The sequence below is a fragment of the Colwellia piezophila ATCC BAA-637 genome, from assembly GCF_000378625.1.
Taxonomy (GTDB): domain Bacteria; phylum Pseudomonadota; class Gammaproteobacteria; order Enterobacterales; family Alteromonadaceae; genus Colwellia; species Colwellia piezophila.
On record NZ_KB905162.1, the window covers coordinates 273,457 to 294,399 of the forward strand.

A 20,943-nucleotide genomic window follows, 5' to 3' on the forward strand; every position below is an offset into this window, starting at 1 on the left:
AAGTAGCGAATTATTAAGAGGGTTAAATTATGTCATTTAATATTGCATTAAGCGGGTTGAACGCGGCACAAAAAGATTTAGATGTTTCATCAAACAACATTGCCAATGTAAACACGGTTGGCTTTAAAGAATCTCGAGCTGAGTTTGTCGATGTTTATGCGGCATCTTTACTGGCTTCAGGTAAAACTAAAGTGGGTGATGGTGTTTTAACCGCAGATGTTGCTCAGCAGTTTTCTCAAGGTAGTATTCAATTTACCAATAACGCTCTTGATTTAGCGATTACGGGTAATGGTTTCTTTGCCACTGTGCCTGAATTAGGTTCATTGGAAACCTCTTATACCCGCGCAGGGCAATTTAAGCTCAATTCAGATAACTTTGTCGTTAACTCACAAGGGGGGCATTTATTGGGTTTCCCTGTTAACACTGACGGTTCATCGGCCTCGGTCAGTTTAAGTACCGCAGAGCCCATTCGTATACCAACGGCATCGGGTGCACCGACAAAAACAAGTTCAGTTGATATCCGCATGAATTTACCCGCAGGTGACAGCTACATTGCTGGCGCACCAGGAAATTTTGACCCAGATGATCCACTAACCTTTAATAACTCAACTTCGGTGACCATTTTTGACTCACTGGGTGATAGTCATGTGATGACTTACTTTTTTGTTAAAGATGACCCTATAGCAAATCCAAATCAGTGGATGATGTTTGCAGCAGTGGATGGTAAAGTCATTGACTTAGAAGATCCTCTCGGTACCGCAGTAGCTGATGGGCGAGTTGGTGGTGGCGTTTCAGGACCTCTACAACCTACTGGTGGTGTGGTCGGGGCAAGATTAGAATTTAATGCTTCTGGTGATTTTATTGCACAGTTTCCTCCTTTACCCAGTGGCGGTATAGTTACTGTGCCATTTACTAATCATTTACCCAATGGTGCTGATAGTACACAAACGGTGCTAATTGATTTTAATTTAGACCCAACCGGACCAAACCCTAATGAGCCTACCCAGTTTGCTTCAAATTTTGAAGTTACCGCGTTAAACCAAGATGGTTTAGCCGTAGGGCGGTTAACTGGTATTGATATCGGTGTTGATGGTCTAGTTCGTGCGACATACAGTAACGGCACTTCACAACCATTATCACGTATAGCGATGGTGAATTTTGCCAATGAACAAGGCCTGACGCAAACAGGTAGTACTAATTGGAAAGAGAGTATTGTTTCAGGTGAGGCACTTGCCGGTGAAGCAGGTTCAGGTACTTTTGGTACGATTAACTCTTCAGCTTTAGAGCAATCAAATGTTAACTTAACTACTGAGTTAATTGATTTAATTTCAGCGCAGCGTAACTTCCAAGCAAACTCTAGAGCATTAGAGGTTGATAATCAGCTGAATCAAACCATCTTACAAATTAGATAACCCGTAGGCGGGATTTTAATCGCGCTTTTTAATTTTTTTGTTCATTAAGCTAGGCGTAAATAAATTCCCGCCTACAATAAAGCCACAAATACGAAAAGTACTTGTGGCTTTTCTTTTGCTATATCTCACTATAAAGCTTTTTTGTTTTTAGCTCGTACCTAAACCTAAACTCATACTCCACTCCATTTAATTAGTACTTTCTTATAGATGGCACCCTCCTTGCATTTAAGTTATATAACCTTTGTTTATTGGAATATCATTATGGATAAGTTGCTTTATATCGCCATGAGCGGTGCTAAACAAAACATGCAAGCCTTATCAATAAATGCCAACAACTTGGCAAATGCTAAAACCACCGGCTTTAAGGCTGATTTAGCACAAGCGCGTAGCATGCAAGTTTACGGCGAAGGCCATGCCTCACGTGTTTTTTCCATGACAGAACGATCTAGCCAAAATTTTGACTCAGGCTCGGTGTTACACACGGGGCGTTCATTAGATATTGCCATTGAAGGCGCTGGTTTTTTTACTGTGCAAGCCGAAGATGGTCAAGAAGCCTACACCCGCGGAGGTCATTTTCGTTTAACTGAGACCGGAGCCTTAGAAACTAGCGATGGTGAATTGGTTATCGGTGAAGACGGTCCTATTACGCTACCGTTACCGGTAAATAATATTCAAATTTCACGTGACGGTACCATTATGGTACAGCCAGCAGGTGCGCCTAGTACGGTCCAAGAAGAAGTTGGCCGTCTCAAAATGGTCAATCCAGATACCCGGCTTATTGAAAAAGGCAATGATGGCTTATTTCGCGCTAAAAATGGTGGGCAATTAATTGCCGACATTAATGTCAATGTTCTTGGCGGCGCACTCGAGTCAAGCAATGTTAACCCCATTAGTGAGATGACCGATATGATTGCTTTACAGCGTCAATTTGAAATGCAATTAAAAATGATGAAAACCGCAGAAGAAATAGATGCCAGCGCTTCATCGTTATTACGTGCTTTCTAAGCACAGTCAAATTTAAGCAATAACTGATTTTTTAATCAGTAGCTACTAGACAATTAGAGGTGATGTATGAACCCAGCATTATGGATAAGTAAAACCGGCTTAGATGCGCAAAATAAAGATATTGCGGTAATTTCTAATAACCTTGCCAATGCCAGCACCATAGGTTTTAAAAAAAGCCGTGCGGTTTTTGAAGACTTACTTTATCAAAACATCAATCAGCCGGGCGGACGAACGGCACAAGATACTGAGGCGCCGTCAGGCTTGATGATAGGTGCGGGAACCAAAGTGGTAGCTACGCAAAAAATTCATACTCAAGGTGACATGATTACCACAGATAACGCCCTTGACTTGATGATTCAAGGTGAAGGTTTTTTTGAAATATTAATGCCTGATGGTAGTTCAGCTTACGGTCGAAATGGTCAATTCACCATGGATGATGAAGGTAATATGGTTACCCCTGGCGCGGGTTACCTTCTGCAACCACAAGTGACTATTCCTGAAGATGCCTTAAGTATTATTATTTCTCAAGATGGCGAAGTTTCAGTAACCCTACAAGGGCAGGCTGAACCTGCCGTAGTTGGTCAAATCAACTTAATCAACTTTGTTAATCCTACCGGCCTTCAGCCAGTAGGACAGAATTTATATATAGAAACTGCGGTTAGTGGTGCGCCGCAAGAAGGCGTTCCAGGCCTTGAAGGCTACGGCATGTTAGTACAAGGCGCGTTAGAAACTTCAAACGTAAATACCACGGAAGAATTAGTGAACTTAATTGAAAGTCAGCGGATATATGAAATGAATTCAAAAGTAATTTCAGCCGTTGATCAGATGCTGAGTTATATCAATCAGCAGCTTTAGTCCAATATTTGAATTGAATTTAGTGATTGAACAAGAGGCAGTGATGAAAAGTAAAACCCTATTAAGAAAAATTACTTTAAACAAAGAGTATTTAGCCATGGTTAAGCTCATTTTAGCAAGCTTATTAATTACTGTTACTAGCGCTTGTAGTAATACCGTCGAATTAAGTAAAGCACTGCCAAATGATCCTAATTTTGCGCCCATCATGCCAGAAGAAGAAGCAGAGCATATTATACCGACGGGGTCATTATTTAAGCCCTATTACGTGAATAATATTTATTCAGACTCTAAAGCGCACCGAGTTGGCGATATTATATCCGTGATCTTAAGTGAAAAAACTCAAGCGAAGAAAAATGCTAAAACGGAGTTGAAAAAAGAAAATGAAAGTACGCTAGATGCCGTTACGGGTTTAGGTGGTTTCCCCGTGACAGTTAATGGTGAATCATTACAGTTTGGTATTAATCAGAACTCTTCATTTAAAGGTGATTCCAAAGCCGACCAAGGTAATAGCTTAACCGGCAATATTTCAGTGCATGTGCTTAGGGTGCTAGCCAATGGCAATTTAATGATTAGAGGTGAAAAGTGGTTAACCTTAAATAATGGCGATGAGTATATTCGTTTAACGGGTGTTATTCGCTCGAAAGATATTAGCTCCAATAATACTATTTTATCAACTAAAGTCGCTAATGCGCGTATTCAATATGCTGGGACAGGTAGTTTTGCTGATACCAATGAGCAAGGTTGGATGGTTAAGTTTTTTAACAGTTCTTGGTGGCCATTTTAGTATTCTGTAAAGGTAATTTCAGACATTACATCGAATTCAGAGTCTTAGCTAAAGGTCTAGCCCAAGGTATTAGTTTAAGGTGTTAATTTAAGGTACAAATCTAATGAAAGTAGTAATAAATACCATTGTCATTCTTACATTACTGGCATCCTTGTCAGTAAATGCACAGCGTATTAAAGACTTAGCCGATGTTGCTGGTGTGCGCTCAAACCAGTTGATTGGCTATGGTTTAGTGGTTGGTTTACCCGGCACCGGTGAGCAAAGTCCGTTCACCGAGCAAAGTTTTAAAACCATGCTAAGTAATTTTGGCATTAATATGCCGGACAATTTAAAGCCTAAAATTAAAAATGTTGCCGCTGTTGCGGTACATGCTGAATTAAGAGCTTTTACCAAAGCAGGGCAAACCATTGATGTAACGGTTTCTAGTATGGGCAGTGCTAGCAGCTTACGTGGTGGTACCTTATTGCAAACCATTTTAATGGGCCTAGATGGCAATGCATATGCGGTAGCACAAGGCTCGTTAATCGTGAGTGGTTTAGGCGCGCAAGGTCTAGATGGCTCTCAGGTATTAGTCAATATTCCAACGGTTGGCCGTATCGCCAATGGCGCTATTGTTGAACGAGAAGTAAAGTCCCCTTTTTCCTCCGGTGATCACATTACCTTTAATTTACGTCATTCAGATTTCACTACTGCTAAACGCTTATCGGACACAATTAATGCCTTGATTGAGGGCTCAGCGAAAGCGCTTGACGCTACTTCAGTGCAAGTTAGAGCGCCGCGGGATATTAGTGCCAGAGTAAGTTTTTTGTCGGTACTGGAAAACCTCGAATTTGAACCAGCATCACCGGCGGCCAAAATTATTGTTAACTCGCGTACCGGTACCATTGTTATTGGCTCGCAAGTGACGTTACTTGCCGCTGCTATAACGCATGGCGGCATTACGGTCACCATCAATGAAGTTCAAGATGTTTCTCAGCCTAACGCTTTTGCTGAGGGAGAAACCGTAGTAACCAATCAATCTGCAATTAATGTCAGTAACTCTGATGCCCGTATGTTTGTTTTTAAACCAGGTGTTTCTTTAGAAACACTCGTTCGTGCTATCAACGAAGTTGGCGCAGGACCAGGTGATGTTATGGCAATTTTAGAAGCACTTGATCAAGCGGGAGCGATTCGAGGCGAGCTGATCATTATATAGCTGAACTTGTCGCTGTAGGGCTCAATTTAGGCGTCAAAAGTACTCACTGACATTCGTCAGCTCCGTGCTTTATGCTTTAACTTGAACCATACAGCTTAAAGTTAACACGCTAATAACTGAGAAAAAAATAACGTTTAGTTAATAGTTAAACACTACGTTTTAATAAACAACAATTAATTATATTTTTAGGTAAGTAAATTATGGATATCAACTTAAGCCAAGTCCACAACTTTGATCAAGCGCGTAATGCGCTTGAAATCAATGGCTTAAATGCTATCCGTGAACAATCGCGCTCAACGGATGATGAATCAAAAAAAGCGGCGCTAACAGAAGCGGCACAACAGTTTGAAGCCATCTTTATGAGAATGCTGCTCTCAAGTATGCGTAAAGCACAAGACGTACTTGAATCAGACAGCCCGTTTAATTCTGAGTCAAGTAAGTTCTATCGCGACATGCATGATCAACAAATGGCAATTGAACTTTCTTCCAATGGTTCTTTAGGGTTAACTGACTTAATTGTTCGGCAACTTGGCGGTGACAGTGGCAACTTTAAGCCTAGCTCTGTGTTACGTAATGATGGCAATTTACCGATAAATAACAAGGTAAACTCTGCTGAGAACACCAGTAAAGACAAACAGCATAATTCTTTAGTCGAGAAGATGTTAGGTAGTCAACGTCAGATTAAGCCGGATGTTGATATCCCGTTTGCGGGGAGTTATCAAACCGCTAGCCATGTTAACAGCCAAATGAATAATGCGTTGAATCAATTTTCGAATATAACAGCGACTAATGCTGCAAATAAAAGCAACAGTAAAGAAAGTATTAAAACAGAAAGCGTCAATATTTCAGCGCAAGTTTCACCACCTAGCTTTAATGAACCAAAAGACTTTGTCAGCGCCTTACTTGAGCCGGCACAAAGAGTTGAGCAGCAGTTAGGTGTGCCTTTCGCGGTAGTTATCGCCCAAGCGGCACTCGAAACGGGTTGGGGACAAAAAATTATTAAAGGCCAAGATGGCGGCAGCTCTAATAATTTATTTAATATTAAAGCCGATTCTCGTTGGGCTGGCGATAAGGTTACTAAAGATACCTTAGAGTTTGAACAAGGCGCTATGGTGAAAAAATCAGCACCGTTTAGAATGTACGAATCTATCAGTGATAGTGTCGATGATTATATAAACTTCCTTTCTTCTAGCGATCGTTATCAAGACGCATTGCAACAGCCAAACAATGTGGAACACTTCCTGCAAGGTTTACAGAAAGCCGGTTATGCAACAGATCCCCAATATGCCGATAAAATACTTGGCACCTTGAAAACTGTTACCAACCTTTTAGCTAAATAAACTGTGTTGTAGGAATGACTTATCCTATTTGTTGCGTGAAATTTCATAGCGCGCTAGATAAATATCCTACGATAAAATCGTTAATTAAATTATCACGATAATGCCAAACAGTCATTGAGCTGGTAAACAGCGACTGTATGTTAATAGCAATAGCGGCAAGGTATTACCTAGGAGAATAAATTATGACAGTAAGTTTGTACCAAACTGGTGTCAGTGGCTTATTGGCAGCCCAACAGCAACTGGCAACAACAGGTCATAACATAGCCAACGTAAATACTGAGGGCTATACTCGGCAACGAGCCGAACAAAATTCTTCCCTAGGCCTTAATAATGGCAGTAACTACATTGGCTCAGGCACCTATATCCAAGATATCACCCGTCTTTATGATCAATTCTCTCATAAAGAACAGCTATTAACACAAAGTAGCTTAGGCAACGCTGATTCACTGCATGCGAGGTTGACACAACTCGACCAAGTCATGGCTTCTTCAGGTAATGCGGTTGTTGTTTCCTTAGATAACTTTTATCAAGCACTTAACGGTATCGCCGATAATCCTAACGATTCAGGCTTACGTAGCATAGTGCTCAATCAAGCCGGAAATTTAAGTAATGACCTCAATGAACTAACGAACAATTTCGATAGAATGAGCACGGCGGTGAATGGTGAAATAGAGCAAGTTGCCAATAGAATTTCCGAAATATCAGTAGAGATAGCCAAGATAAATGAAACCATTTTGCATTCGCAAAATTTAACGCAAGGTGGTCAACCTAATGACTTACTTGATAAACGCGATCAACTGATTGGTCAATTAAGTGAGTTTACCCGAGTTACCACGGTCGAAGATGGCAATGGCGTACTGACGGTAATGATCGGCCAGGGAACCACTTTAGTTGCCGGCATTACGCCGATGACCCTGCGAGTAAAGGCGGGTGATCCTGATGCACAAAAAACAGAATTAACGTTAGTCAGTGGTAGCAGTAGTGTTGCTATAAACGGTACGAGATTAGGTGGCTCATTAGCGGCTAGTTTTGAATTTAGAGATGAACACCTCGCGAAAACTCGTACTGAAATAGACCGCTTAGCGATGGCAATATCGGCAACCTTAAATGATAGCCAAGCAAGTGGTTTAGATTTAAATGGCGTCCAAGGCGCTAATATCTTCACTGATATAAACTCGACGCAATTACAACAAGGTCGAGTATTAGTACCTTCAAGCAATACGGGGACAACGCAAGCACAAATTACCATTAATGATGTTTCCAAGTTACCTACCTATGAATTTGAAGTCCGTTTTGATGGTGCTAACTTTACGCTTTATAACTTAACGACTGGCGGCAGTGAAAACTTAGGCGCGCCAGGATCCGGTGTGCCAGCGGGTACTCACACGCCAATATTACCTGATTATGGTTTTTCATTTGTTGAAACCGGGGTGCCTATTTCCGGTGATACTTTTACCATTATTCCGAGTAGAAATAGCGCCGCGTTAATGCAAACCACGATAACCAATGGCAATGCAATTGCTGCAAGTACGGCTATTGCGGTAACGCCATCCAGTCATAATGTTAGTGATGGTAAGGTGGAAATTATCAATGTGAGCAATCCGGTAGCCGCTCGTGGTTATGATATTACTGTTGATGTCTATGAAAGTGCGCCAGGTACCTTTAGTTACCGTGTTTATAACACGGCAACACCGCCACCAGCACCAACCCTTGCCGCCGGCACCTATGCCCCAGGAGGCAGTGTTTTAGTTGATATCCCCGCAGGTACGCCTGACTTTCAACTTGAAATTAGTGGTGACCTTGTTGGCTCAGGTGTGAATGCCCGTGAAACCTTTACCTTAGGTGACGCCTTTGGTGTCGGTAACGGTAATAATGCCGTTGTAATGGCGAAAACCCAAGAGGTAGGTGTTACTAACGGCGGTAAAGAGACTTTTAATCAAAGCCTAGCAGTGACGACTTCTGTTGTTGGTGCAAAAGCCAGTAATGCTAATTTATCTGCCGATACGGCTCTGGCGTTATACACCCAAGCTTACAATCGTAATCAAGCAACCTCAGGAGTTAATCTTGATGAGGAAGCCGCCAACCTGATGAAGTATCAGCAAGCCTACCAAGCAGCATCGCAAATTATTGCTACGGCAAATACACTTTTTGACACTATTCTAGCCGCGGTAAGGTAAGGAGTTTCTATGCGAGTTTCTACTGCTCAATTTTACTTACAAAGTTCTCAATTAATGAGTCAAAAGAGCTCTGAAGTTAATGAACAAATGGCCTACTTGTCCAGCGGTAAAAGGGTATTGACAGCTAAAGACGATGCCATCTCTTATGGTACGTTAGCAGGCTATAAAAATGACTTGGCTAACATTGAAAAGTATAAACGTAATATTAATCAGGCCGAAAGTCATAATAGTTTACAAGAAGTTGTTTTTGCGGATGCAGAGCTTATTTTAAATACTATTAAAGAGGTCATGTTACAAGCAAATAATGGTGCTATGTCTGATGAAGACCGACAAACCTTAGCTAAACAGGCCCGTAATAGTTTTGAACAATTGTTTGATCTTGCCAACAGTAAAAACGAAAACGGCGCTTATATTTTCTCAGGTTATCAAACTGAGCAGCAACCATTTAGTCAACAAGTTGACGGCACTGTTACCTACAATGGCGACTCAGGTGTTCGAGAATTACAAATTGCTAAAAATATAAACATCCCAACCAATCAAACCGGCGATGCTGTTTTTATGACAGTAGCCAACGCTATCGGTGATTTTACTGCCAATTATCCCACTACCCCAGTTAATACCTCGGGTGTTGCTGTTGAAAGTGCCAATGTAACCGATAGAAACGCCTACAACCTTGGTACAGGGCCTTATACATTTGCTACAGATCCAATAACTAACGATTTAACAGTTACCGATAGCACTCTTCCCATTCCTGCGGTTGTCTTTCCAATATTTCCGGCAATTCCTGTGCCTTATGTTGCTGGGCAAACAATTACCTTCGACGGCATTGACGTTACCCTAAGCGGCAATCCATTGCCGGGTGAAAGTTTTACTATCAATGAGCAAGAGGAGATAAGCCTCTTTGCCACTATTAATGAGGCTATTTCTTGGATGGAGCAAGGCTCGGTTTCAAGTAATCAAGAGCAAAGTCAAGTCGATTACAATGCGCTGCTCAGTCAACTGAACTCGTCCATGAGTCATATAACGTCAAGGCGGGTAGATTCAGGTATTCGTTTGCAAGTTCTTGATAGTCAAGAGAATCGGCATCTGGATGCTGAGATAAACCTTACTTCGGGTAGAGCTAATATTGAAGATTTAGACTTTGCTAAAGCTATTTCAGAATTTGAACAAGCTAAATTAGCACTGCAAGCTTCTCAGCAAACGTTTAGTAAGGTACAGGGCTTGAGTTTATTTAATTATATTTAATTTTTTAGAGCGGTTAACCAAAGTGGCATTGTTTATGCCTGTTTAATACACAAGAGAAAAAAGTAACCCAAAATAACAAATAACTGGCGGTAAATATAAAAACAGCCAACGGTTTTTTATTAAGAAAAGAGAAGAAAAGAAAAAGAGCAGAGGCTTGCTATACAAGCTTCTAATAACACAAGTAAATGTACACATTAGGAGCTAACTTATGGCCTTATCAGTCAATACCAATATATCATCGTTGAATGCTCAACGTAATTTAACTAAATCAGGCAGTGATTTAGCCACCTCTATGCAACGTTTGTCATCGGGTATGCGCATAAATAGCGCTAAAGATGATGCCGCAGGACTTCAAATATCTAACCGTTTAACTTCGCAAATAAATGGTTTGGCGGTAGCGCAACGAAATGCCAATGACGGTATTTCTATGGCGCAAACTGCTGAAGGCGCGATGCAAGAGTCAACCAATATTTTACAGCGAATGCGTGAATTAGCATTGCAAGCGGCTAACGGCTCTAACTCAGTATCTGATCGCGATGCACTACAAAAAGAAGTGGCGGCTTTACAAGAGGAGTTAACACGTATAGCGGATACCACCAGCTTTGGTGGGGTAAACTTATTAAACGGTAACTTTGGTGGCAAACAATTTCAAGTAGGCTCTGATGCGAATCAAACTATCTCAGTGAGCTTAACGAGTGTCGCTGCAGAAGATATTGGTAATTATGTCGTTAAGTCGTCGGGCACTGAATACGGTGTTGGCGCTGCAAACGCAGCATTGAGTACTTTACAAGAAGGTACCACTAACGATTTTACCATCACCAATGCTGACGGAGATACGGGTGTTTATACTTCTGTCGCAACAGATAGTGCAGTTGATACCGCTATTGGTTTTAATGCATTAAAAATTGGTGTTGACGCTAAAGCAGTCTTGGATATTGAGTTAACAATTAATGCTCCAGCGACCGCTGGTGTTATGGCTATTGGTGGTAATACCTATGATTTAAGTGCTTTTGCTGGTGACCTTGAAAAGCTAGTATCAGAACTAAGTACCGATGGCTATGAAGCTAGCGTGACCGGTGGTGTTATTTCTATTCGAGCAGAAGGTGTTGCTGGCGTTGAAATTACCGGTGCAACAGCTGCTGATACGTCTCTAGGCCCTGCTGGCGGAACTTTAGTGCCTAGTGGCGGAGCTACCTCTAGTTTTTCTTCCGCACTGGTAATGGAATCTAAGGAGTCATTTTCTATTGCGGGTACTACAGCAACAATTACTAACCTTGGTACTGCGGCTAGTTCATTATCTGCGGTGTCTAGTATCGATGTATCAGGCCTTGCCTCTAATGCACAAAATGCTATAGCGACTATTGATGCAGCGTTAGCGACCATTGATGGCTCAAGAGCTGACTTAGGTGCGGTGCAAAATCGATTTAGCCATACCATTGCTAATTTAGCCAACATTCAAGAGAATGTTTCGGCATCACGTAGCCGAATTCAAGATACTGATTTTGCGGTAGAAACTGCACAGATGACTAAGAATCAAATACTGCAACAAGCAGGTACCTCGATCTTAGCGCAAGCAAACCAAATACCTCAAGCGGCAATAAGTTTACTTGGCGGTTAGATTAAAAAACGACAATAGGTTATAAAATAAGAAGACAGATTAATCATCTGGTCTTCTTTTTTTTTATAAAGAAAGTGATAGTGAGTATTATTATGAATGTTAAAAAAAACCTTCATCAAGCTAAAGTTCTATACCAATTACAAGATTATGATGCCGCAATTAAAATAGTTAAAAAAATAGTAGAAAATATACCTAATTGCTTTGCTGCGCACAATTTATTGGCGTTCATTTTACAAGCGAAAGGGCAATTACCCCTAGCAGAGTCTACTTTTATAACAGCATTAGCGATTGATGACTCTGCTGCTGATACTTTTCATCAGTTAGCGAGTCTACAAAAAAGGCTGAGGAAGCCAGTCGAGGCTGAAAAAAACTATCAACGCGCGATTGCAATTGACAACTCAAGGGCTGGGTTTTTTTTTGATTATGGACTATTCCTAGGTGAACAAGGTAAATTCGAACAGGCGTTGGCTGCTCATTTACAAGTATTAGAAATAGATAATAGCCAGTCTGAAGTATATCTGCATATTTTTAAACACTTTATGCACATGCATAGATATCAAGATGCACTAGAAATAGCTGATATCGGCTTGCTTTGCCAGAATTTAACTGATTTTCAATTATACGAATTATTAATTGGTAAGGCTATTTTGTTTTGGCTGTTTGATAATGTCGATGAAGCTGTGCAAGCTATTGTGTTGAGTGACGCTATTCATGCCATTGAAGATAATAATATCAATTTAAATAACAGAAGGGTTTTTCATACTTATATCAAAAGTTTGTTGTTATATCGTCAAAACAATAGCTCCGCATATCAAGATGTACAGCAGAGCGATTTGCCGCTTATTTATTTTATATCTGAAAGTCATGGTTTTTCTACGAACGGCATGACGGTGACTTATCAGCAACAAAACCATCTGGTAAAATCGTTATTTATATGGGGGACGAAAATAGTTCACCTTATTCAGGAAGATATGAACCAATACCAAGCCAGTTTAACAATATTGCTAAAGGGCCTGCCGACTGGTAGTAACGTGGTATTAGCCTTTGGGGAAATTGATTGTCGAACCAATGAAGGGATTTTCAAATACTGTAATGAACAAGGGCTTGATTTTCATGCAGTAGTGGATGGCATGGTAGAAAAATACTTTAACAAGATAATAGTACAGGCAAAGAGTAATAATCTTAATATCATACTTTATGGTGTGCCAGCGCCGCATGCTATGTTGGTAGAGTTGCTTACTAAAGATCAGCAAAATACATTTAAGCAAATGATAGCCTATTTAAACCAGCAACTGGCCGATTACAGTGACAAAGAGAATATAGAGTTTCTAGATGTTTACCAATTGACCAACCTAGATGGTCTGAGTAACCTTGAATACCATATCGATAGTACTCATGTTAATCCAGGCGCAGTGCCTAGGTTATTTGAACTATTAACCCCGAAAGTAATTAATTGAAGAATTAATTTATAAATCAATTAAAGTTATTTTTATCGCTGCCGTTAAGGTGTGTAGACGGGGACTTGAAGCATTACTGATAGTTCTAATTTTAAAAACTATTTTACGCATTACCTTTTGTAAGCAGGAGTTTTATCATGGCTATCTCAGTAATTACCAATGTATCATCATTAAACGCACAACGTAACTTATCTAAGTCCGGTAGTGACTTAGCAACTTCAATGCAACGTTTATCATCAGGTATGCGTATTAACAGCGCTAAAGATGATGCGGCTGGTCTACAAATTTCAAATCGCTTGACCTCACAAATTAATGGCTTGGGTGTAGCACAACGTAATGCTAACGACGGTATTTCAATGGCGCAAACCGCTGAAGGCGCGATGCAAGAATCAACCAGTATTTTACAACGTATGCGTGAGTTAGCATTGCAATCGGCTAACGGCTCTAACTCATCTTCAGACCGTGGAGCCTTACAAAAAGAAGTCACCGCTTTACAGAGTGAATTAACCCGTATTGCCGAAACTACCAGTTTTGGTGGTGTGAATTTGTTGGACGGTAACTTCGGCGGTAAACAATTCCAAGTTGGCTCAGATGCAAATCAAACCATCCAGGTGACTTTGGCGAGTGTCTCAGCGGCTGATATTGGTAATTACAGTGCTAATGGTGCTGGCTCTAGAATTGGTATAGCTGATGCTGGTGCAGTACTTCTTGCAGTAGCTACGACGCAAGATATCACGGTAACTAATTCAGATGGCGATGCTGGCATTTATCAAACAGTTGTTGGTGATACCGCGGTTGATGTTGCTGCGGGTATTTCAAACCTTAAACTGGGTGTTGAAGCTGAAGCCGTATTAGAAGTAGATATTCAAATAAATACACTCGCTAACGTAGGCACGTTCGATCTGGATGGCGTCACTTATGATTTAGCCGATGGCGATCTTGACCGTGTGGCGGCAGAAATTTCAACCAATGGCCATGAGGCTAGTGTTGCAGGTGGTAAGTTATCAATCAGAGCAACGGGTGTTACCGGTATAGATATGACCGATGGTACTTTAGGTGCAACATCTATGGGGCCTGTAGGTGGTACTATGGTTACAAGTACCAATGCATCATCTAGTTTTGGCGCTGTCGTGAAGATGACCGCAGATGATGCATTTACTGCCACAGGTGGTGCAGAAGCTATCGGCGGTGCAGCGGGTGCTTTACAATCAATAAGTAACTTGGATATCACTAGTGCCTTTGATTCTCAAACAGCAATAGCGACTATCGATGCTGCATTAGCCTCAATTGATAGCCAACGAGCAGATTTAGGTGCGGTGCAAAATCGCTTTAGCCATACCATCAGTAACTTGGCAAACATCCAAGAGAATGTGTCTGCATCACGTAGCCGTATTCAAGATACTGACTTTGCCGTAGAAACCGCGCAAATGACTAAAAACCAAATCTTGCAACAAGCAGGTACGTCAATATTAGCGCAGGCTAACCAATTGCCACAAGCAGCACTTAGCTTAATTGGTTAATTGAAAAAAGGCTTTAAGCCACAGTATCTAAAGTACCGTGGCTAAGGCCTAAGCGATAAAGTAAAAAGGAAGGGGCCAACATGCTCCTTCCTTTTTTGCTTTTAAGTGTCTATTGAAATGCGCCTTTGAAGTTTAGTTTTTGACGTGTGCTTTTTGAAGTGACACTTTTAAAAGAGCATTTTAAAAAGCTAAGCAGTCTATAAAGAGTGTAGTGCAAAGTGGTACAGACTTAGTTTTGGCTAGCTTAACTCCTGAGCTCAAACAACCTACTGAACCAACCAGTGCGGTAGGTCATCTTAAGGTAACGAACTCGATGCAAGAAAGAGCAAGCCGTTAGTGTCATTACCAGGGCTAATGAATAAGCTAAAGAAGTTGTTCAAGCTCCCCTAACGCTAAAGCAGTTCGAGAAATTGGCACAACAATTACAGGATTTTGTCGGTGAAATGAATCGCGGTTTAGAGTTTTGTCGATAAAAATTCTGCACAAGGTGTCATTAAGGTTATAGATAAAAATAGCGATAAACGGGTGAAAAAGTTTCCTTCTGAAGAATTACTTACCTTAGTCGCTATATTGTCAGAAGTGGTTGGCGGCTTTATTGATGTGAAAGTCTAGTGATATTTCTTTGTCGCTAAAAGGTTAAATGAATATAAGATCTACCTCTACCCTCTGTAACGCTAGTTATTCAAAAGAGAAATTATGTTTTATTTAAGATTTACTGACATTGGCTTGGTTTGGATCTACCGGTTAGCGAATTGTTAGTGTTTAAAGTATGTTTTTTGTGCTTCGTAGCAATAAATAACAAGCTAACATAACCACGGATATGTCTACCATGGCTACAGTAATTTATGCTTACAGTATTTCTCGGTTTCTATTAAATAATAAATTAAAAAAACGGTTAAATAACTTAAAAAGATTAAAGTTATTTTTTAAGCTGCCGTTAAGGTGAGTAGAAAGAGAATTTGAAGTATTACTGATAGTTCTCATTTTAAAAACTAATTAACGCATTACGCTTTATGTAATCAGGAGTTTTAACATGGCTATTTCAGTAATCACCAATGTATCATCACTAAATGCTCAACGTAACTTATCTAAATCAGGTAGTGACTTAGCGACCTCTATGCAACGTTTATCATCAGGTATGCGTATTAACAGTGCTAAAGATGATGCGGCTGGTCTACAAATTTCAAATCGATTGACCTCACAAATTAATGGTTTAGGCGTTGCACAACGTAATGCTAATGACGGTATTTCAATGGCGCAAACCGCTGAAGGCGCGATGCAAGAGTCAACCAGTATTTTACAACGTATGCGTGAATTAGCATTACAATCGGCTAACGGCTCTAACTCATCTTCAGACCGTGACGCCTTACAAAAAGAAGTCACCGCTTTACAAAGTGAATTAACCCGTATTGCCGAAACTACCAGTTTTGGTGGAGTTAATTTACTTGATGGCAATTTTGGTGGTAAACAATTCCAAGTCGGCTCTGATGCTAATCAAACCATCCAGGTGACTTTGGCGAGTGTTTCCGCAGCTGATATTGGTAATTACAAGGAAGATACTGCAGGTAGCGTGATTGGTCTTGCATCAGCAACAGCAGCCTTAGGTACGGCTACGGCAGCTGAAAACCTTCTGGTAACCAATGCTAATGGTGATGCTGGTACTTATGTTACCCTGGGTACAGATACTGCTGTTGAGATTGCTGCTGGTATTTCAAACCTTAAACTGGGTGTTACAGCTGAAGCCGTATTGGAAGTTGATATTCAGATATTAGTAGCCGGAGCGCACACCTTTGATATGGACGGTGTTACTTACGACTTAACTGATGGTGATCTTGACCGAGTGGCCGCAGAAATTTCAACCAATGGCCATGAAGCTAGTGTTGCTGGTGGTAAGTTATCAATCAGAGCAACCGGCGTTGATGGCATAGATATGACAAATATTGCCAATGGTGTAGCGATGGGGCCGGTAGGTGGTACTATGGTTACCAGTACCGGTGCAACTTCGAGTTTTGGTGCTGTCGTGACTCTGACTTCAGATGATACCTTTTCTGTAGCAGGTGGTACAACCGCTTTAGGCAATGGAACGGGCGCTTTACAATCTATCTCTAATTTGGATATCACCAGTGCTTTTGATTCTCAAACGGCAATCGCTACTATTGATGCTGCATTAGCTTCAATTGATAGCCAACGAGCAGATTTAGGTGCGGTGCAAAATCGTTTCAGTCATACCATCAGTAACTTAGCGAACATCCAAGAGAATGTATCAGCTTCACGTAGCCGTATTCAAGATACTGATTTTGCCGTAGAAACTGCGCAAATGACTAAAAACCAAATCTTACAACAAGCGGGTACGTCAATATTAGCGCAGGCTAACCAATTACCACAAGCAGCACTTAGCTTGATTGGTTAATTGAAAGGGATTTAACCACGGTACCTAGAGTGCTATGGTTATGACCTAGCCCATAAAAGTAGATAAAAAGGAAGGGGCTAATATACTCTTCCTTTTCTGCTTTTAGGTTTTTGATTAAATAGGCTCTTTGATGTGTATTTTTACCAAGACACGTTTGTAGTCAAATTTTTATAATAATGTTTTAAATAAGGTAAGGAGTCTATAATGAGTGTAGTACAAGGCGGTACAGACATTGGTTTGGCTAACTTAACTTCTGAGTTTAAAAAGCTAACTGAAGGAAATGATTCAGTAAGTAATATTAAGGAAAATGAACTTGTTGCAAGTGATAAAGAGCAAGTAGCTATTACCACTAAAACAGCTGAAGAGGTTAACCAACAACCCTTAACAGTACAGCAACTTGAGAAAGTGGCACAACAATTGCAGGACTTTGTTGGTGACATGAATCGCGGTTTAGTGTTTTCTGTCGATAAAGATTCAGGACGAGATGTGATTAAGGTTATTGATAAAAACAGTGGTGAACTGATTAAGCAATTTCCTTCAGAAGAAGTGTTAACTTTAGTGGCTAAATTATCAGAAATGGTAGGTGGCTTTATTGACGCTAAGGTATAGCGGCGTTGATAGTCGGCGATAATTGTTTGCAGGGTAATTTAGCAAATAACTTCGACTCTATTTAGTGTGAAATTAATATTTGAAAGGGGGACTTATGCCTAATTTAACGTTTACGGGGATAGGCTCAGGTTTACAGGTTAGCGATATTGTTAACGCTATTGTTGGCGCTGAAAAAGCTCCTTTTGTTTCTCGTACCAACGCACAGCAAGGTAAAATTACCACCGATATATCAGCCATCGGCGCATTAAAATCGGCACTAGAAAGTGTTACTGATTCCATAGAAGCACTAGCTGATACCGATAAATATCAATTACGGTCCGCGAAAGGTACCGACAGCTTTATAACCCTTTCCGCCAGTAAAGATACTCAAATTGGTCATTATTCGGTTGAAGTTGATGCTTTAGCACAAAGTCATAAACTGATGTCTAGTGCTATTGATGGTGAAGAAGCCGTAGGTGAAGGCACCTTAAATATTGCCGTAGCGAGTGGGAATTTTGATATTGTTGTTTCTGCCACCGATACCTTAAGCGATATTCGCGACGCTATTAATGACAGTACAGATAATGATTCGATTATAGCCACTATAATCACCGATAACGACGGCCAGCATCTTATTATGACAAGTAGGGAAACTGGTGTTGCTAATACTATTACCACCACGGTAACGGATAGTGATGGTAACAATAGTGATAATTTAGGCTTGTCACGTCTTGCCTATGATGTCTCAGACCCTGATCCTCTGCTGCATATTACCAATTTATCTGAAGTTACCGCGGCGCTTGATGCACAGATCACTATTGATGGTACCCTTGTTGTCTCTAGTAGCACCAACGAATTTAAAAATGTTATTGATGGTGTAGATATAACCGTCAAAAAAATTCATGACGTTGATGACGATATTAGTCAAATTAGTTTTACTGAAAATAATTCCAACATCAGATCGGGTATAGAAAAATTTATCGAAAGTTATAACGAACTTCTAAAACTCAGTAATATCTTAGGTCAAGCCGGAGAGTCTGGTGCGGGGCCTTTAGCGGGAGATTCCTTGCTACGAGGGGTGATGGGGAAATTACGTCAAGAACTGAGTAAAGGTTTTGATATAGGTAATGGCAAAACCTTATCTTTATCTGAATTAGGAGTACATAGTGATCGCTACGGTGTACTTACTTTAGATACTGACGATTTAAATGATTTTATTGATAGTGATATTGACGGTGTGCAGTTGTTTTTTGTCGGTACGGACTCAACCAATGGTTTTGCCAATTCGCTTAAAAGCTTGACTGAGTTTTATACTGACAAAGAGGGTATTATTCAAAATCGTATTGACAGTGGCAAGAATCGATTAGACCGGTTAGATGATGATAGCTTGGCTTTTGCCCGTAAAATGGACTCTTTAGAGGCGCGTTTATTTGCTCAATACAATGCCATGGATTTAATTGTCGCAGGCTTAAACGCCACTAGCAGCTATTTAATGGCTCAGTTAGATAATATGCCAGGTGTGGTTAGACAGTATAAAAAATAAGTTTAACGGATAATAGAATAAGCTTAAAGAACTAGCGATAACAGGCTAAAGCAAAGCTGCTATTTTATTGTAAAGTGACGTTGCTTGGCTTGAAGTTAAATTACCTGACGAGCGTGCTTTGCCAATGGAAGAGTTTACTCTGACAACATCATTAGCGATTTGCTGTATTTCTTTACTTTGCTCCAGTTGTGCTTCTGTTTGCAGCTTTTCTCGTCCCAAGTCTGAAATTTTAAGTACATCATCGGCAAACTCGCCCAAATAGGGCCCGAAGACAGATATCAGCTTAGTATTATCTTGCCTAGGGCTGTATTTAATCGCCCGTTGGATATCACTCGCTGCAGTTAGCGGATTTGATCTGATCATACTGCGCTCCCACTGCAGATGTACACTTACCTTGATTATAGTAATTTTATAAAAAAGTGCACCTTTGCTGAGCCATGCCTAATTATTTTTATAAGGTCTAGCATCTTTATAAGGGTCAGCACCTTTATAAAGTTCAGCACTTAGGCATAAAGTGAATGAGGTTAGTCTTAGGGAAAATAAAGGCTGGGGTCTTGAACTGGCAGAGGACTTTTATATTTGCAAGCTGGTGCAGCCAGTATGACATGGGACGTTAAAACCGCTGGTAGGCTTTTGCTGATTTTTTCCCTTGTTTCAATTTGATTAGTTGGCTAGCAAAAGCTTGCTTAAATTGTTGGCTTTTATCAATGAGGGCGACATCTAATTGCACTACTTGGTTGACTAGCTCAATATAAGCTTGGATTTGTTCAATAGGATAGCGTTTAAAACATTCCCTTAATAACTGTTCTCGCTCGGATTGTAGACTTGCTAAACCTTCCGCGTTTGCCTCTTCATCAGTAGAAAACTCGTCAAGTTTCGACAGTAATTGTTTTGACTTGACGATTATTTCATTAAGCGCAAGCTCTACAGAGCCGGCCATTAGAAACTAACCTGGCTTTGAGTTTCTAAGGGGATGGAATCCCAGCCTGACTTAATTGGCAACAGCACTTGAATGACTTCTTCTAATTTTTCAATGTCATTGCTTGAGCTTGCTACAAGTATTTGTTCACTGCAATATTTATAAAGTAAGGCTAGGTTTTCAGAAACTTCACCGCCTTGCTTAAAATCAAGAGAACCTTCTAGTACCCCTATAATGGCTATAGCATTAGATAACTCTGAGCCTTTTTTTGCAAAATTCTCTTGAACAATAGCACCTTTAGCGGTGGCGATATTGTCGAGTAATTTTTGAAAGAGCATAGCAACAAGTCTATAAGGTGATGCTTCTTGTGCAGAGCTTTTATGGGTCTGTTGATATTTTTTTAGTGATGCATGTGTCATAGACACCTCCAAGTCGCTTACTTTTTAATATGAGTATAATCAAATTAAAAAATTAAAGTAATGGTTAGGTTAAAGCTAGGTTATTAATAGTTACCGCAAAGCCTTCGGATTTAGCTTTTTCATAGGCTTGCAGCAAAACACTGTGGCTAATACCCTCTGAGTCTTCAATAACACCATTAGTCAAAACTTCGATATTATCCCATCCTCGTTTTACCAAGTAATTTTCAATTTGTTTAACTTGGTCTTCAAAAGGCATATGAAGGGAGAACATATTAAATTCATGTCGAGTTCCTTTGGTTAACTCTTCGCTGTCATTCATTAATTCAGCGGTACCATTTATTATTAGCATCTACTCTTCCTGTTATTATTTAATCATAATGATGTTCGCATAATATTATTAGCTATGCTTTTTTTATGCCACCTTGTCTTGGCGTTATAAAATTGACCGCGTTAGTG

19 protein-coding genes are annotated in these 20,943 nt (G+C 40.4%); 15 read left to right on the forward strand and 4 right to left on the reverse strand.

From position 1 onward, the window contains the following. Positions 1-29 precede the first annotated feature (29 nt). The 15 genes from flgE to fliD all read left to right on the forward strand — a co-directional run bounded on the left by flgE (position 30) and on the right by fliD (position 19,149). On the forward strand, positions 30-1,412 hold the full coding sequence (gene flgE / locus F580_RS0106975) for a flagellar hook protein FlgE (RefSeq protein WP_019026989.1): 1,383 nt from the start codon (positions 30-32) through the stop codon (positions 1,410-1,412). Positions 1,413-1,673: 261 nt separating this feature from the next. Then, complete coding sequence (gene flgF / locus F580_RS0106980; protein ID WP_019026990.1) at positions 1,674-2,417, forward strand: flagellar basal-body rod protein FlgF; 744 nt, start codon at positions 1,674-1,676, stop codon at positions 2,415-2,417. Between the two features lie 66 nt (positions 2,418-2,483). After that, complete coding sequence (flgG, locus tag F580_RS0106985; protein WP_019026991.1) at positions 2,484-3,272, forward strand: flagellar basal-body rod protein FlgG; 789 nt, start codon at positions 2,484-2,486, stop codon at positions 3,270-3,272. Positions 3,273-3,315: 43 nt separating this feature from the next. Next, on the forward strand, positions 3,316-4,056 hold the full coding sequence (flgH, locus tag F580_RS0106990; protein WP_019026992.1) for a flagellar basal body L-ring protein FlgH: 741 nt from the start codon (positions 3,316-3,318) through the stop codon (positions 4,054-4,056). Between the two features lie 103 nt (positions 4,057-4,159). Further along, positions 4,160-5,251 (forward strand): flagellar basal body P-ring protein FlgI, encoded by a 1,092-nt coding sequence (locus tag F580_RS0106995; RefSeq protein ID WP_019026993.1) that lies wholly within the window; start codon positions 4,160-4,162, stop codon positions 5,249-5,251. A 200-nt stretch (positions 5,252-5,451) separates the two neighbouring features. Next, the gene (flgJ, locus tag F580_RS0107000; RefSeq protein ID WP_019026994.1) at positions 5,452-6,591 is read left to right on the forward strand and encodes a flagellar assembly peptidoglycan hydrolase FlgJ; all 1,140 of its coding nucleotides are present in this window, start codon (positions 5,452-5,454) and stop codon (positions 6,589-6,591) included. Positions 6,592-6,773: 182 nt separating this feature from the next. Further along, positions 6,774-8,768 (forward strand): flagellar hook-associated protein FlgK, encoded by a 1,995-nt coding sequence (gene flgK, locus F580_RS0107005; RefSeq protein WP_019026995.1) that lies wholly within the window; start codon positions 6,774-6,776, stop codon positions 8,766-8,768. Between the two features lie 9 nt (positions 8,769-8,777). Then, entirely contained in the window at positions 8,778-10,013 is a 1,236-nt protein-coding gene (gene flgL, locus F580_RS0107010; protein WP_019026996.1) for a flagellar hook-associated protein FlgL, read from the forward strand. A gap of 208 nt (positions 10,014-10,221) precedes the next feature. Then, positions 10,222-11,631: a flagellin gene (locus F580_RS0107015; protein WP_019026997.1), complete on the forward strand. Its 1,410-nt coding sequence runs from the start codon at positions 10,222-10,224 to the stop codon at positions 11,629-11,631. Positions 11,632-11,711: 80 nt separating this feature from the next. Next, positions 11,712-13,088 carry a tetratricopeptide repeat protein gene (locus F580_RS0107020; RefSeq protein ID WP_019026998.1) on the forward strand — a complete coding sequence of 459 codons (1,377 nt, stop codon included), beginning with the start codon at positions 11,712-11,714 and terminating at the stop codon, positions 13,086-13,088. Between the two features lie 137 nt (positions 13,089-13,225). Further along, the gene (locus F580_RS0107025) at positions 13,226-14,608 is read left to right on the forward strand and encodes a flagellin (protein ID WP_019026999.1); all 1,383 of its coding nucleotides are present in this window, start codon (positions 13,226-13,228) and stop codon (positions 14,606-14,608) included. Positions 14,609-15,133: 525 nt separating this feature from the next. After that, entirely contained in the window at positions 15,134-15,220 is an 87-nt protein-coding gene (locus tag F580_RS26825) for a hypothetical protein (RefSeq protein ID WP_245560597.1), read from the forward strand. Between the two features lie 421 nt (positions 15,221-15,641). After that, entirely contained in the window at positions 15,642-17,018 is a 1,377-nt protein-coding gene (locus F580_RS0107040; RefSeq protein ID WP_019027001.1) for a flagellin, read from the forward strand. A 204-nt stretch (positions 17,019-17,222) separates the two neighbouring features. Continuing rightward, positions 17,223-17,627: a flagellar protein FlaG gene (locus F580_RS0107045; protein ID WP_019027002.1), complete on the forward strand. Its 405-nt coding sequence runs from the start codon at positions 17,223-17,225 to the stop codon at positions 17,625-17,627. A gap of 94 nt (positions 17,628-17,721) precedes the next feature. After that, positions 17,722-19,149: a flagellar filament capping protein FliD gene (gene fliD, locus F580_RS0107050; protein ID WP_019027003.1), complete on the forward strand. Its 1,428-nt coding sequence runs from the start codon at positions 17,722-17,724 to the stop codon at positions 19,147-19,149. A 45-nt stretch (positions 19,150-19,194) separates the two neighbouring features. Here fliD and F580_RS0107055 read toward each other — a convergent pair whose 3' ends face one another. The 4 genes from F580_RS0107055 to F580_RS0107070 all read right to left on the reverse strand — a co-directional run bounded on the left by F580_RS0107055 (position 19,195) and on the right by F580_RS0107070 (position 20,836). After that, positions 19,195-19,512, reverse strand: a complete 318-nt coding sequence (locus F580_RS0107055; protein WP_019027004.1) for a hypothetical protein — start codon at positions 19,510-19,512, stop codon at positions 19,195-19,197. A gap of 250 nt (positions 19,513-19,762) precedes the next feature. Then, entirely contained in the window at positions 19,763-20,089 is a 327-nt protein-coding gene (gene fliT / locus F580_RS0107060; RefSeq protein ID WP_019027005.1) for a flagellar protein FliT, read from the reverse strand. Continuing rightward, positions 20,089-20,487, reverse strand: coding sequence for a flagellar export chaperone FliS (gene fliS, locus F580_RS0107065; protein WP_019027006.1), 399 nt, complete (start codon positions 20,485-20,487; stop codon positions 20,089-20,091). The genes fliT and fliS overlap by 1 nt, the downstream gene beginning before the upstream one ends. 64 nt (positions 20,488-20,551) lie before the next feature. Beyond that, positions 20,552-20,836 carry a hypothetical protein gene (locus F580_RS0107070; protein WP_019027007.1) on the reverse strand — a complete coding sequence of 95 codons (285 nt, stop codon included), beginning with the start codon at positions 20,834-20,836 and terminating at the stop codon, positions 20,552-20,554. Positions 20,837-20,943: the final 107 nt, after the last annotated feature.